This window comes from Streptomyces venezuelae (assembly GCF_008642375.1).
Classification (GTDB): domain Bacteria; phylum Actinomycetota; class Actinomycetes; order Streptomycetales; family Streptomycetaceae; genus Streptomyces; species Streptomyces venezuelae_G.
Genome location: NZ_CP029194.1, coordinates 3920304 through 3933058, shown reverse-complemented (window position 1 = coordinate 3933058; position 12755 = coordinate 3920304). Strand labels below are relative to the sequence as shown.

Genomic DNA, 12755 nt, shown 5'->3' with positions numbered 1-12755 from the left:
GAGGGTGGGGCACATGGCGACGCTGAACCGGCCCGGAGCCGAGGACGGACACGTCTGCGGCATCGACGCCGCGATGGAGGTGATCGGCGGCAAGTGGAAGGTGCTCATCCTGTGGGCGCTGCACGAACACCCGCGGCGCCGCTTCGGCGAGCTGCGGCGCATCGTCCCGGGCATCACCGAGAAGGTCCTCGCCTCCCATCTGCGGGAGATGGAGGCCGACGGCATCGTCGAGCGCTTCTCGTACGACGAGGTCCCGCCCCGCGTCGAGTACGGCCTGACGAAGGACGGCATGCGCCTCAACGACGCCCTGGAACCGCTGGCGGCGTGGGGCAGGGAGCGGAGCCGGTCCGCTTAGCGCCGCAGCGCCTCCAGCTGGTCCAGGAACCAGCGCTGCGGGGGCAGGGCCGTTGCCGCTGCCGCGAGGCGCTTTGTGCGGTCGGCGCGTTCGGTCGGGGGCATCGACAAGGCCGTGTGCAGGGCCTCCGCGGTCTCCGACACGTCGAAGGGGTTCACCGTGAGGGCGTCGTTGCCCAGCTCGCGGTGGGCGCCCGCGCCCGTCGACAGGACCAGTGCGCATCCCGCCTCCGAGACCACCGGTATCTCCTTCGCGACCAGGTTCATGCCGTCGCGCACCGGGTTCACCAGTGCCACGTCGGCGATGCGGTAGGCCGCCAGGGAGCGGGTGAAGTCGTCCTCCACCGAGACCAGGACCGGCGTCCACCCGGGCGTGCCGAACTCGGTGTTGATCTCCTCCGCGAGCTCCACCACCGAGGCCGTGTACGCCCGGTACGACTCCAGGTCCTGCCGTGACGGGTACGCGGAGGCCAGGTGGACCACCCGGTCGCGCCACTCGGGGTGGACGGTCAGCAGCTCCCGGTAGGCGAGCAGGCCGCGCAGGATGTTCTTCGACAGTTCGGTGCGGTCGACGCGGACGACGGTCTGACGGTCGCCGACCTCCTCGCGGAGCAGGGCGACCCGCTCGTCCACCTCGGGCCGGTACGCGAGCGCGCGCAGCTCGTCGCCGTCCACTCCCAGCGGGAACGCCCGGACCCGGGTGCGGCCCTTCCCCGAACCGTGGCGCCGGTACTCCACTCCGTGCCAGGGGTCGCCGCTCGGCCAGACGCCCTGGGCCATGCCCGTCGCGTCGTCCCGCTGGGAGCAGCAGCTGATGAAGAGCGAGGCCCATCCCCAGGTGTGGAAGCCCAGCTCGTCGGCGCCGAGCATCCCCCACAACAGCTCCTCGACGATGTCGTCCGGCACCATCCGCAGGTACTCGGGGGAGACCCACGGGGTGTGCGTGAAGTGCCCGATCCGCAGATCGGGGCGGAGCTCCCGGAGCATCCAGGGGACCAGCGCCAGGTGGTAGTCCTGCACCAGGACCGCCGCGCCCTGGTCCGCCTCCGCCGCCAGGGCCTCGGCGAAGGCGCGGTTGTAGGCGCGGTACGACTCCCAGCGGCGCCGGAACTCCGCGTCGAAGACCGGCTCGCGCGAGATGTCGTACAGGTGGTGGTGGAGGAACCACAGGACCGAGTTCGCGATGCCGTTGTACGCGTCGGCGTACACGTCCGGGGGGATGTCCAGCATCCGTACACCCGGCTCGGCGATCCCGCGCCGGACCGCCTCCCGGTCGCCCTCGCCGAGCGCCGCGCACACCCACAGGCTCTCCTGCGAGTCGTCCGCCGAGACGGCGCTGAGGCCTGAGACCAGGCCTCCTCCGCCCCTGCGGGGCGTGAGCGAGCCGTCCTCGCCGAGCTTGTACGAGACAGGTCCCCGATTGGATGCCACGAGCACAGTAGCCATGGGGCGAACCTAGCCCGTCCCGTAAACGCTCAAACGTACGTATACGAGACGGGCCGATCCGGCCACGGAGAGTCAGTGCAGGTCAGCGCGGTTCAGGCTCGCGCGGTTCAGGCCCGCGCAGGTCAGGTCGGCGCGGGTCAGCGTTCGTGGCGGTCGCGCATCGCCGCCTTCGCCACCAGGCCCGTCGCCGCGAGGGCCACGCCGAGCGCGCCGAGCAGCCACAGCCGCTCACCGCTGCTGCCCGTGTCGGCCATCGAGCCGGAGCCGCCCTGCGGGCCCGGTGCCGGCGGGGCCGGGGAGGTCGGGGCGGGCGCGCTCGCCGTGGGGGAGGCGGGGGCGGAGGGCGAGGCGGACGGGTCCTCGGATGCGGCCGGCGGAGTCGGCTGCGTCGGGCTCGTCGACGGCTCGCCCGGCGTCGGGGTCGGCGTCGGGGGTGCCGGGGTCGTCGGAGTCGGGCTCGGGCTCTGCGGCCTGTCAAGGACCGGGGCCACCGCGCAGGACGGGTCCTCGCTGCCGTCGCCGCAGTTGGAGCGGGGTGACGTGACCTCGACGCTGTTGCGGAGCCTGCCGTCCCCGGTCGCCGGGTCCTTGATCTTCACCGAGTACGTGACGGTCGCCGACTTCCCGGCCGGGATGTTCCCCACGTACCCGATCCTCGGCTTCTCGTACGACACCGTGCCGAGGTCCGCCTTCGCGTCGCCGTTGTAGTCGGCGTCGTCGAGGTTCCCGGTCAGGTCGTCGGCGAACTTGGCGTTCGGGTAGTCGAGCGGGCCGATGTTCTTCGCGGTGATCGTGTACGTGAGGGTGTCGCCCGGCTTCACCGTCCGCGGGCTCGCCGTCTTGGTGATCTCCAGGTCGGGCACCGGCACGGAGAAGGCCAGCCCGGACGGGACGTACGTGTCGCCGTTCGTGGAGAAGGTCAGGTCGGCCGAGGTCGCGCCCTGCGGGACGGCGCCGTCCGGGAGGGCGAAGGCCTTGGCGTCGATGCTCAGGTTGTTGGTCAGCTTCGGGGCGACGGCGCCGTCGTCCTCGCTGACGAAGAAGTTGTCGGTGTTGCCGGTGCGGGCCTCGGTGACGTTCCTGCCGTCCACGAGGAACTTGTCGCCCGGGGTGTTCCAGTCGCCCTCGTACGCCGTCACGCTCGCCCGTACCGTGCCGGGGCCGCGGTGGAAGCCGTCGACGGTGACGGTGGTCGCGGGGGAGGTCGAGCGCTGGAGGACGTGGCCGCCGTACACGTACACGTTCCGCCGCTCCGGGGCGCGGACCGGGTCCGGGCCGGGGAACCTGTGGACGACGGTCAGGGACCAGCCCGCCACACAGCCCTTGCCGTTCGGCGCCCAGACGTTGCCCACCGAGACCTGCGCGTCCGTCCCCGAGACGCCCGCGAAGGCGGCCGTCACGTCCGACTCGCCCGTGTAGTAGTGCGGGCCGCCGGTGTCGGCCGGGTCGGCGACCATGCTGTCGATCGTGACCGGCTTCGCCGCCCCCGTCCCGACCCTGAGCACCGGGGCGGTCGTCGCCGGGTCGCCGGGCGAGGGCGTGACATCGGAGCCCGAGATGTCGCAGCGCCGGAGCTGCGCCCCGCTCGGCCCCTTGTACGTGCCGTCGTTGCCGCCCCAGAACAGCCGGGCGTACGCGACCTCGGCGCCCGCCGGGATCTTCACGTGACCGGTGCTGGAGCCGAAGGCGGGCGCCCCGCCCCCGGTCGCCAGGCCGGCGGCGTCGATCTTCTGCATCACGAACGTGTTGTTGTTGTCGGAGCCCTCCCCCTTCGACGCGGTCGCGCAGCGCGCGGCCATGTCGGCGAGCTCCGTGGGACACCCCATGACCGTGTTGCCGGTCGTGGTGAAGTCGCCGTACAGCGACTCGTCGTACCGCTTGCCGAAGGGCTCGACCACGTCAGCCGTGGCCGGACCGGCCGCCGCGAACGCGAGCGTGCCCGCGGTGAGGCCGATGGCCGCCAGGACCCTGCCCAGGTGATGTTGTCTGAAGCGCATAAAAGGGCAATGTAGGCAAAGCGGATCATCTGGCGGCGTTACGCCACGCGGCGGCGCGCGTACTCCGTGATGTCGGCCATCGGCGGCCGCTCCTCCGTGTCCACCGCGTAGGTCCGGGGGGTGAACCCGTCCTCGCCCCGCTCGAACTGCGTCAGCCGGGGCCGCACCAGGTGTCCGCGCGAGAGCCGCAGCTGCGCCGTCCGGTAGATCGCCGCGGCCATCCGGCCCAGCGCCCGCTCGTCCTGGTGGCGGTGTTTGCGAACGCCCACGTCCACCTGCGCGAGTGCGTCCAGGCCCACCGTGTGGAGGGCGTCGACGAGCAGCCCCAGTTCCACTCCGTATCCGACCGGGAAGGGGAGGCGTTCGAGGAGCGAGCGGCGTGCCGCGTACTCGCCGCCGAGCGGCTGGACGAAGCCGGCCAGCTGCGGCCAGTGCAGATTGAGCAGCGGGCGCGCCACCAGCTCGGTGACGCGACCGCCCTGGCCAGGCGTCTTGCCGGAGGCGGGCTCGTCGTGTCCGGTGTCGAAGGGACGGTCGTAGGTCGCCTTGACGAAGTCGATGTCGGGGTCCGTGAGCAGCGGGCCCACGATCCCCGTCACGAAGTCCGCGGAGAAGTCCCGCAGGTCCGCGTCCACGAAGCACACGACGTCCCCGCTCGTCACCATGAGCGACCGCCACAGGACCTCGCCCTTGCCGGGGACGGCCGGTATCCGGGGCAGGATCGCGTCCCGCGCGACCACCCGCGCTCCGGCCGCCGCCGCGACCTCCGCCGTACGGTCGGTGGAGCCCGAGTCGATCACCACGAGCTCGTCCACGAGGGGCACGGCCTCGCTCATCAGCTCGCGGCGGATCACGGCGACGATGTCCCCGACCGTCGCCTCCTCGTTCAGCGCGGGAAGCACCACGCTGACCCTCGTGTTCCGCTTGGCGGCGAGGATCCGCTCCATCGGCCGGTCGGCCACGGACCAGGACCGCCGGTCCAGCCAGCGCTCCACCTCTTCCAGCACGTGATCTCCATCTCGCGGTACGGACGGCCCGTCCAAGCTCAGGGGCCTTCGGTTACAGTCTTGAACAACGCGGATGCCCGATGCACGTCGGGGTGCCGCCCGCGTCGGAGCGCAGGAACGAAAGTCCACCGCGCTTCACAATCGAATACCGCTCATCCAGAGGGGCAGAGGGAAACGGCCCGTTGAAGCCCCGGCAACCCTCCAGTCGGTTTGTCTCGTCCTCCAGCGAGGTCCCCGGCTAGGGAAGGTGCCAAATCCGTCTCATGGCGAAAAGTTCGTCATGGGAAAGATGAGGAGAAAGGGCCTCGCCTCCATGGCTGTACAGACGGTTACCCCCGCTACTTCGGTCGACCTCGGTCCCGCTTCCGGGCTTTCCTGTCGCGAATGCGGTGAAGTCTTCGCACTCGGCCCGATCTTCGCCTGCGAACTCTGTTTCGGACCGCTCGAAGTCGCGTACGACCTCCCCACCGGCGACCCCGAGGCACTGCGCAAGCAGATCGAGGCCGGCCCCGCCAACATCTGGCGCTACGCCCCCCTGCTGCCCGTCCCCGCCGACGTCGCCGAGAAGCCGAACCTGAACCCGGGCTGGACCAAGCTCGTCCAGGCCGACAACCTCGCCCGCGAGCTCGGCGTCGCCCCCGGCAAGCTCTTCGTCAAGGACGACTCCGGCAACCCGACCCACTCCTTCAAGGACCGGGTCGTCGCCCAGGCCCTCGAAGCCGCCCGCGCCTTCGGTTTCACCACCCTCTCCTGCTCCTCCACCGGCAACCTGGCCGGCGCCGTGGGCGCCGCCGCCGCCCGCGCCGGCTTCCGCTCCTGCGTCTTCATCCCGCACGACCTGGAGCAGGGCAAGGTCGTCATGGCCGCCGTCTACGGCGGTGACCTCGTCGGCATCGAGGGCAACTACGACGACGTCAACCGCTTCTGCTCGGAGCTCATCGGCGACCCGCTCGGCGAGGGCTGGGGCTTCGTGAACGTCAACCTCCGCCCGTACTACGGCGAGGGCTCCAAGACGCTCGCGTACGAGATCTGCGAGCAGCTCGGCTGGGTCATCCCCGACCAGCTCGTCATCCCGATCGCCTCCGGCTCGCAGCTCACGAAGATCGACAAGGGTCTCCAGGAGCTCATCAAGCTGGGCCTCGTCGAGGACAAGCCGTACAAGATCTTCGGCGCGCAGGCCGAGGGCTGCTCCCCGGTGTCGGCCGCCTTCAAGGCCGGCCACGACGTCGTCCGCCCGCAGAAGCCGAACACCATCGCCAAGTCGCTGGCGATCGGCAACCCGGCCGACGGCCCGTACGTCCTCGACATCGCCCGCCGGACGGGCGGCGCCGTGGAGGACGTCGATGACGAGCAGGTCGTGGACGCGATCAAGCTGCTCGCCCAGACCGAGGGCATCTTCGCCGAGACCGCGGGCGGCGTGACCGTCGGCGTCACGAAGAAGCTCGTCGAGGCGGGCCTGATCGACCCGAACCTCACCACCGTCGTGCTGAACACCGGCGACGGGCTCAAGACCCTGGACGCCGTGGCCGATACCTCGCAGGCGACCGCCACCATCCGCCCGAGCCTGGACGCGTTCCGCGACGCCGGCCTGGCCCACTGAAAGGTTACGAAGACATGGCCGTGAACGTCCGCATCCCCACCATCCTCCGCACCTACACCGGCGGGCAGTCCGAGGTCCAGGCCGAGGGCGCGACCCTCGCCGAGGTCATCGCGGACCTGGAGAAGAACCACACGGGCATCGCCGCCCGCGTCCTGGACGACCAGGGCAAGCTGCGCCGCTTCGTCAACGTCTACGTGAACGACGACGACGTGCGCTTCGAGCAGGGTCTGGAGACGGCCACCCCGGCCGGCGCGGGCGTCTCGATCATCCCGGCGGTCGCGGGAGGCTGACGCTTCCTCCGCTGTCCCGTCTTTCTTGAATTGCCCCTTCCGCGCCATAAAGCGGAGGGGGCAATTCTGCATGGTTGAGCGGGGTAGAGTTGGGGAAGTCCCCTCCGCTGCTCATGCCGAGTGCATATGAGAATGCGCCGCCGCGCGTCTGGAAGCAGCCAAAGTGCGTGTGCGTTGTGTACGTTCTGCGCGGTTTGCCGGGCCCGACTTGCCCCGGAACTCCGGGGATTCTCCCTAATTCCCCTTTCCGGCGTGCCCAGAATTCTCGGTCGAATGACCTGTTGCAGAGGGCAGTTGGGCAGATACATTCAGCGGCGGTCGACGCGTTCCGGCGCAGGGTCTGACCCGGGTTCCGCGAAGTGCGGGTCCCGCGCAAGGGCCAGTAATAGGGGAGTTAGGCATGGCTCAGGGCACCGTCAAGTGGTTCAACGCGGAGAAGGGCTACGGCTTCATCGCGGTCGACGGTGGTGCGGATGTTTTCGTCCACTACAGCGCGATCCAGATGGATGGCTACCGCAGCCTCGAAGAGGGGCAGCGGGTCGAGTTCGAGATTTCGCAGGGCCAGAAGGGTCCGCAGGCGGACATGGTCAAGCTCGCCGTCTGAGCGCGGCGCGATCGGCCACCGACGCAACGCCGTCGAGGGGCCCGCATCCCTGAGGGGACGCGGGCCCCTCGCGTGTTCCCGGGCGAGGTCGCGGGCACGGCCTCGGACGCGGGCCCGGGCCGGGTTCCGGGCATGGCGGAGAGGTGCCCGAAACCCGAGAGTCGCTTGCACTCTCCTAGGGCGAGTGCTAATCATTGGCGTTAGCACTCTGAAGGTGAGAGTGCTACTACGAGGATCGGGCAGATGAGGCCCGCGGCCAGGTGGGGCAAGGAACCGCCGGGCTCGCAGGCCGTCCGTCGCGGGCATCGGCGCGGTCCTGGAGCGTTATCCACCCCATGTCCGGGAGGACCACTTCACATGGCCAAGATCATCGCGTTCGACGAGGAGGCCCGGCGCGGTCTCGAGCGCGGCATGAACCAGCTCGCTGACGCCGTCAAGGTCACCCTCGGCCCCAAGGGTCGCAACGTCGTCCTCGAGAAGAAGTGGGGCGCCCCCACGATCACCAACGATGGTGTCTCCATCGCCAAGGAGATCGAGCTCGAGGACCCGTACGAGAAGATCGGCGCCGAGCTGGTCAAGGAAGTCGCCAAGAAGACGGACGACGTCGCCGGCGACGGTACGACCACCGCCACCGTTCTCGCCCAGGCGCTCGTCCGCGAGGGCCTCCGCAACGTCGCCGCCGGTGCCAACCCCATGGCCCTCAAGCGCGGCATCGAGAAGGCCGTCGAGGCCGTCTCCGGCGCCCTCCTCGAGCAGGCGAAGGATGTCGAGACCAAGGAGCAGATCGCTTCGACGGCCTCCATCTCCGCCGCCGACACCCAGATCGGCGAGCTCATCGCCGAGGCGATGGACAAGGTCGGCAAGGAAGGCGTCATCACCGTCGAGGAGTCCCAGACCTTCGGTCTGGAGCTGGAGCTCACCGAGGGTATGCGCTTCGACAAGGGCTACATCTCGGCGTACTTCGCCACCGACATGGAGCGCATGGAGGCGTCGCTCGACGACCCCTACCTCCTGATCGTCAACTCCAAGATCTCCTCCGTGAAGGACCTGCTCCCGCTCCTGGAGAAGGTCATGCAGTCGGGCAAGCCCCTGCTGATCATCGCCGAGGACGTCGAGGGCGAGGCCCTGTCGACCCTGGTCGTCAACAAGATCCGCGGCACCTTCAAGTCCGTCGCGGTCAAGGCCCCGGGCTTCGGCGACCGTCGCAAGGCCATGCTGAACGACATCGCCATCCTCACCGGCGGCACGGTCATCTCCGAGGAGGTCGGCCTCAAGCTGGAGTCGGCCGGTCTCGACCTGCTGGGCCGCGCCCGCAAGGTCGTCATCACCAAGGACGAGACCACCATCGTCGACGGTGCCGGTGACAGCGAGCAGGTCGCCGGTCGCGTGAACCAGATCCGCGCCGAGATCGAGAACTCGGACAGCGACTACGACCGCGAGAAGCTGCAGGAGCGCCTGGCGAAGCTCGCCGGCGGTGTTGCGGTCATCAAGGCCGGTGCCGCGACCGAGGTCGAGCTCAAGGAGCGCAAGCACCGCATCGAGGACGCCGTTCGCAACGCGAAGGCGGCCGTCGAGGAGGGCATCGTCGCCGGCGGTGGCGTGGCCCTGCTCCAGGCGTCGAACGTCTTCGAGAAGCTCGAGGCCGACCTCACGGGTGACGAGGCCACGGGTGCGAACATCGTGAAGCTGGCCCTCGAGGCCCCGCTGAAGCAGATCGCCGTCAACGCCGGCCTCGAGGGTGGCGTCGTCGCGGAGAAGGTTCGCAACCTGCCCGTCGGCCACGGCCTGAACGCCGCGACCAACGAGTACGTCGACCTCATCGCCGAGGGCATCATCGACCCGGCGAAGGTCACGCGCTCCGCGCTGCAGAACGCCGCGTCGATCGCCGCGCTGTTCCTCACCACCGAGGCCGTCATCGCCGACAAGCCGGAGAAGGCGTCCGCGCCGGCCGGCGGCGGCATGCCGGGCGGTGACATGGACTTCTGATCCTCCGGGATCGGTGGTTCATCGCTGAACGCGACCGAGGGCGGCACTCCCCAGCCGGGGGGTGCCGCCCTCGGGCGTTGTGGTGTGCCGCGGTCAGCGCATGTCGACGTAGTCACCGCCGGCCGAGGCCGGGGTGTCGAAGTGCTTGCTGTCGCCGTAGTGGCGGATGCGCCAGGTGCCGTCCCCGGTGACCTTCGCCTTCAGGGAGACGTTGCCGCTCGCGTTCGACCGGCCGGTCGCCATCTGCTTCCAGGCCGTGGAGCCCCGCGGCTGGAACTGCAGGACGACGGGGGCGTTGGCGTACGCGCGCCAGTTCCAGTCCGCGTAGTGCTGGAGCCCGCCGGTGACCGTCACGTACCCGCCCTTGGCGACCGGCTCGGGGCCGGCGTTCAGGGACACGATCCGGGTGTCGAGGCGGGTGAGCCGCAGCGTGCCGGTGCGGGACTCGGCGAACTGGTCGGTGGTGAGGTGCCGGACGCGGAAGTAGCCGCCCCGGCTCGCCGCCGAGAGCGTGAACTCGTTGTAGTAGGCCGAGTTCACGCTCGCCCAGGCGATCGCCTTCCAGCCGCCGTCGACGAGCTGCTCCAGCCGGACGAACTGGGGCGTCGGGAAGTTCGGGTCCGTCTCGTAGCGGGCGCGGAAGGTGCCCGAGACCTTGACCCGGCCGTCGGCGGAGAGCTGCCAGGAGGTGAGGTCGGTGCGGGAGTCCAGGGGGATGGCGAGCGGGCCCTTGATCTCCTGGAAGCTCAGGTACCGGTCGGGGGAGTCGACCGTCCATCCGCCCGTGTACTGGCCCGCGGCGGCGACGAGGCGCGCGGTGAACCGGCCGTCCGCACGCGTGAGTACGGTCGCGGGCTTGTCGATTCCGTAGGGGCCGACGACCCGCACGCGGACCGGGTGGTTCGCGACCGGCGCGTTCGCCGCCGCCGGGTCGGTCATCCGGCCGCTGATGGTGACGGTCTGGCCGTCGAGCGCCCGCTTCTTGTCGGCGGTGGCGGTGACGGCCACCTTGCGCGGCACCCACTCGAAGACCTGATGCTGCTGCTCCGCGGTGCCGTGGACCGTGGCGGAGTCACCCGTGAACAGTGCCTGGAAGTTGCTCCCGGCGTCGATGTCCGCCCCGGGCATCGGGTACGGCTCCGAGACGAACCGGCCTGCCGCGTCGGTGACCGCCTGCCGCGCGTCGCCCCGCACCGGGGTGAGCCGCGTGATCGAGACGGACTCGCCGGCCAGCGGCACGCGGTCCCCGGAGCCGGGCTGGATGCCGACGAGGGTTCCCGAGGGGCGGACGTTGCGGTCGGCGTAGGTGGGCTTGCCCGCGGCGAAGGTGAGTTCCGGGCGGAGCCGGAAGTCGAGCTGTCCGGCGTCGGTCCGGGTCTGCTTGTTGCCGAGGGAGTCGGTGGCGGTGACGTCGATGGCGTACGTGCCGAGGGCCGGGATGCGGCCGCCGTCCTCGACGAGCTTCAGCTTGGCGGTGTCCGGCAGCCGGAAGAGGTGGGCGACCGTCGGGTCCCAGGGGTCGGGCACCACGGGAAGCGTCGGGATGTCGACTAGGACGGTGTCGCCCTGCCGGATCTTGGCCGAGACGCGGGTGATCTTCGCCTGCCGGGCGTCGGTCCAGGCGGTCACCTGGAAGAGGCCGCGCTGGGCGTCGTCGGTGACGGCCCGGCCGATGCCGACGAGCGGGTCGGCCGCCGTGGCGGGCGCGGCCGTGACGGCCAGGGTCGTCGCGGCGAGGGCGACCGTGGTGACGGTCGCTGCCAGGGAACGGCGGAGGTCAGCGCGCATCGATGTACTTCGCATTCGTCTCGCTGTAGAAGTAGCTTCCCGTGGTGTTGAGGAGCAGGGCCCAGGAGCCGTCCTTGTACGCGGTGGCGCGGTAGCTGAAGCCGCCGCTGCTGTTGGTGGTGATGCTCTTGGTCACCCAGTACCACTGGTTCTCGCCCTTGGGCTTGAAGACCAGGGTCAGCTTGGCGCCGGCGAGCGGCTTCCAGACGCCGGACACCTTGCGCTGGACGGTCCCGGAGACGGTCATCTTGCCGTTCACGGTGGGTCGGGTGGGGCTGATGGAGAAGGCGGAGAAGCGGGTGTAGGTGCGGGCCCGCTTCAGGGACGTACCGGCCTTGGCGACGAACTGGTTCGTCTCCGGGTGGTAGACGCGGTAGAGGGCGCTCTCGTAGCCCTGCGCGGTGAGCTTGTAGTCGCAGTACGTGCCGTTCGTCCCGGAGCGGAGGACGCGCCAGGTACGGCCGTTGTCCAGGGAGGCCTGGAGCTGCACGGGCTGCGTGACGGTGCAGTAGCCGTTGAACCCGCCCGTGGCGGTGACCGTCCCGTGCTCGTCCAGGGTGATCGTGTACGGGTTGAACGAGAACTGCTGCGGGACGATGATGTCGCTCCGGTCGAACGCCCGGGAGTTCTGGATGTACGCCGAGGGCCGCAGCGAGGTGTACACGAAGTCGGTGCTGTACTGGGCCTTCGCGCCGAAGGAGAAGGTGCCGGTCGCGGAGGAGGTGGCGCCGCCCAGGACGTTCACCGCGGTCGCGTCGTTGTAGCCCGGCTCCGTGCCGGTGCCGACGACGGGGGCACCCGCGAAGGGCTTCCAGCCGTTCGGGGTGTACCGCTCCACATGCCCGGTGACCTGCACGTTCGTACCGGCGAGCACGCGGTACTTGTTCACGTCGGCGCTGATCCGGTAGACGAGCGGGTCGACGCCCAGGGCAGGGACGTAGGTTTCGGCGTCCGGGTCGTTGACGGTGCCGGCGGTGACCACGGTCGCGGTGCCGCCCTGTACCGAGCCGTTCGGGGTGACAGGCAGCGAGAAGGTGCCGTCCGCGCGGGTGGTGGCCGTGGCGGTGACGGTGCCGTAGGTCTGGGTGGCGTACGTGCTGAGCTTGAGCGCCACCTTCGTGCCCTGGGGCGCGGCGGTTCGGGCGCCGGTGGCCGGGTTCCAGAGCGTCGTCTTCCCGGAGAGAACGGCCTGGCGCTGGTCGTAGCTGGTGGTGGCGCGGTTCCAGGACAGCTCGGAGACACCGATGTGCGGTCGGAACGCGTAGGTGCCGCCCGTCCACGTCTTCGTGGTCTCGCCGGGCAGTCGGTAGTCGACCCGTACCGGGTAGTCGCCGAAGGCGGTGCCTTCCGGGAGCGTGAAGGGAGTGTCGGTCTCCCAGGCGTACGAGTCCGCAGTGACCGCGAGCGCCTCCGTGGAGGCGAGGACGGCGGCGCCCGGGGCGGTGGAGGCAAGGACGCTGACCTTGATCCACAGTGCGTTCGTCGGCATGTACAGGCGGTAGCGCCCGTCGTCCCGCGTCATGCCGGACGCGCCCGTCCAGTCCGCGTACGCGGCCGGGGCGTGGACGACGGCGGGCACGGTGACGCCCGCCGAGAGAGCGAAGACGGCTGCGGCACGCGCAAGGGCGTGCGGAAGCCTGCGCGTTGAGCGCGGCAAAGGGACCCCCCACAGGTCTGAGATGG

The 12755-nt window shown here is 70.2% G+C and carries 10 protein-coding genes and 1 riboswitch; of the genes, 5 read left to right on the top strand and 5 right to left on the bottom strand.

The window, feature by feature from the left end; genetic code table 11:
• The first annotated feature begins 13 nt into the window (after positions 1-13).
• Positions 14-355, top strand: a complete 342-nt coding sequence (locus DEJ46_RS17795; RefSeq protein WP_150267665.1) for a winged helix-turn-helix transcriptional regulator — start codon at positions 14-16, stop codon at positions 353-355.
• On the opposite strand, the gene DEJ46_RS17790 is transcribed toward DEJ46_RS17795, so the two are convergent.
• The 3 genes from DEJ46_RS17790 to DEJ46_RS17780 all read right to left on the bottom strand — a co-directional run bounded on the left by DEJ46_RS17790 (position 352) and on the right by DEJ46_RS17780 (position 4804).
• Positions 352-1800 carry a trehalose-6-phosphate synthase gene (locus DEJ46_RS17790; protein ID WP_150267663.1) on the bottom strand — a complete coding sequence of 483 codons (1449 nt, stop codon included), beginning with the start codon at positions 1798-1800 and terminating at the stop codon, positions 352-354. The two genes, DEJ46_RS17795 and DEJ46_RS17790, sit on opposite strands and share 4 nt — an antisense overlap.
• 137 nt (positions 1801-1937) lie before the next feature.
• Entirely contained in the window at positions 1938-3797 is a 1860-nt protein-coding gene (locus DEJ46_RS17785) for a DUF11 domain-containing protein (protein WP_150267660.1), read from the bottom strand.
• Positions 3798-3835: 38 nt separating this feature from the next.
• The gene (locus tag DEJ46_RS17780) at positions 3836-4804 is read right to left on the bottom strand and encodes a glucosyl-3-phosphoglycerate synthase (protein ID WP_150267658.1); all 969 of its coding nucleotides are present in this window, start codon (positions 4802-4804) and stop codon (positions 3836-3838) included.
• A 149-nt stretch (positions 4805-4953) separates the two neighbouring features.
• A riboswitch (SAM riboswitch) is annotated at positions 4954-5100 on the top strand.
• Here DEJ46_RS17780 and thrC point away from each other — a divergent pair.
• From thrC to groL, 4 genes are all read left to right on the top strand, one after another.
• Positions 5094-6404, top strand: coding sequence for a threonine synthase (gene thrC, locus DEJ46_RS17775; RefSeq protein ID WP_150267656.1), 1311 nt, complete (start codon positions 5094-5096; stop codon positions 6402-6404). (Overlaps the previous riboswitch by 7 nt.)
• A 14-nt stretch (positions 6405-6418) precedes the next feature.
• Positions 6419-6694 carry a MoaD/ThiS family protein gene (locus DEJ46_RS17770; protein ID WP_055642141.1) on the top strand — a complete coding sequence of 92 codons (276 nt, stop codon included), beginning with the start codon at positions 6419-6421 and terminating at the stop codon, positions 6692-6694.
• Positions 6695-7094: 400 nt separating this feature from the next.
• Positions 7095-7298 (top strand): cold-shock protein, encoded by a 204-nt coding sequence (locus DEJ46_RS17765; RefSeq protein WP_015035246.1) that lies wholly within the window; start codon positions 7095-7097, stop codon positions 7296-7298.
• A gap of 357 nt (positions 7299-7655) precedes the next feature.
• Positions 7656-9284 carry a chaperonin GroEL gene (gene groL / locus DEJ46_RS17760; RefSeq protein WP_150267654.1) on the top strand — a complete coding sequence of 543 codons (1629 nt, stop codon included), beginning with the start codon at positions 7656-7658 and terminating at the stop codon, positions 9282-9284.
• A gap of 93 nt (positions 9285-9377) precedes the next feature.
• Here the strand turns inward: groL and DEJ46_RS17755 are convergent, their stop codons facing one another.
• Together DEJ46_RS17755 and DEJ46_RS17750 are read right to left on the bottom strand one after the other, a co-directional pair.
• Positions 9378-11072, bottom strand: a complete 1695-nt coding sequence (locus DEJ46_RS17755) for a hypothetical protein (RefSeq protein WP_150267652.1) — start codon at positions 11070-11072, stop codon at positions 9378-9380.
• Complete coding sequence (locus DEJ46_RS17750; RefSeq protein WP_150267650.1) at positions 11062-12729, bottom strand: hypothetical protein; 1668 nt, start codon at positions 12727-12729, stop codon at positions 11062-11064. Before DEJ46_RS17750 ends, DEJ46_RS17755 begins: the two co-directional genes overlap by 11 nt.
• Positions 12730-12755: the final 26 nt, after the last annotated feature.

Coding starts and splice junctions, on each gene's coding strand:
- DEJ46_RS17795 (WP_150267665.1), top strand. CDS start 14: ATGGCGACGCTGAACCGGCCCGGAGCCGAGGACGGACACGTCTGCGGC.
- DEJ46_RS17790 (WP_150267663.1), bottom strand. CDS start 1,800: ATGGCTACTGTGCTCGTGGCATCCAATCGGGGACCTGTCTCGTACAAG.
- DEJ46_RS17785 (WP_150267660.1), bottom strand. CDS start 3,797: ATGCGCTTCAGACAACATCACCTGGGCAGGGTCCTGGCGGCCATCGGC.
- thrC (WP_150267656.1), top strand. CDS start 5,094: ATGAGGAGAAAGGGCCTCGCCTCCATGGCTGTACAGACGGTTACCCCC.
- DEJ46_RS17770 (WP_055642141.1), top strand. CDS start 6,419: ATGGCCGTGAACGTCCGCATCCCCACCATCCTCCGCACCTACACCGGC.
- DEJ46_RS17765 (WP_015035246.1), top strand. CDS start 7,095: ATGGCTCAGGGCACCGTCAAGTGGTTCAACGCGGAGAAGGGCTACGGC.
- groL (WP_150267654.1), top strand. CDS start 7,656: ATGGCCAAGATCATCGCGTTCGACGAGGAGGCCCGGCGCGGTCTCGAG.
- DEJ46_RS17755 (WP_150267652.1), bottom strand. CDS start 11,072: ATGCGCGCTGACCTCCGCCGTTCCCTGGCAGCGACCGTCACCACGGTC.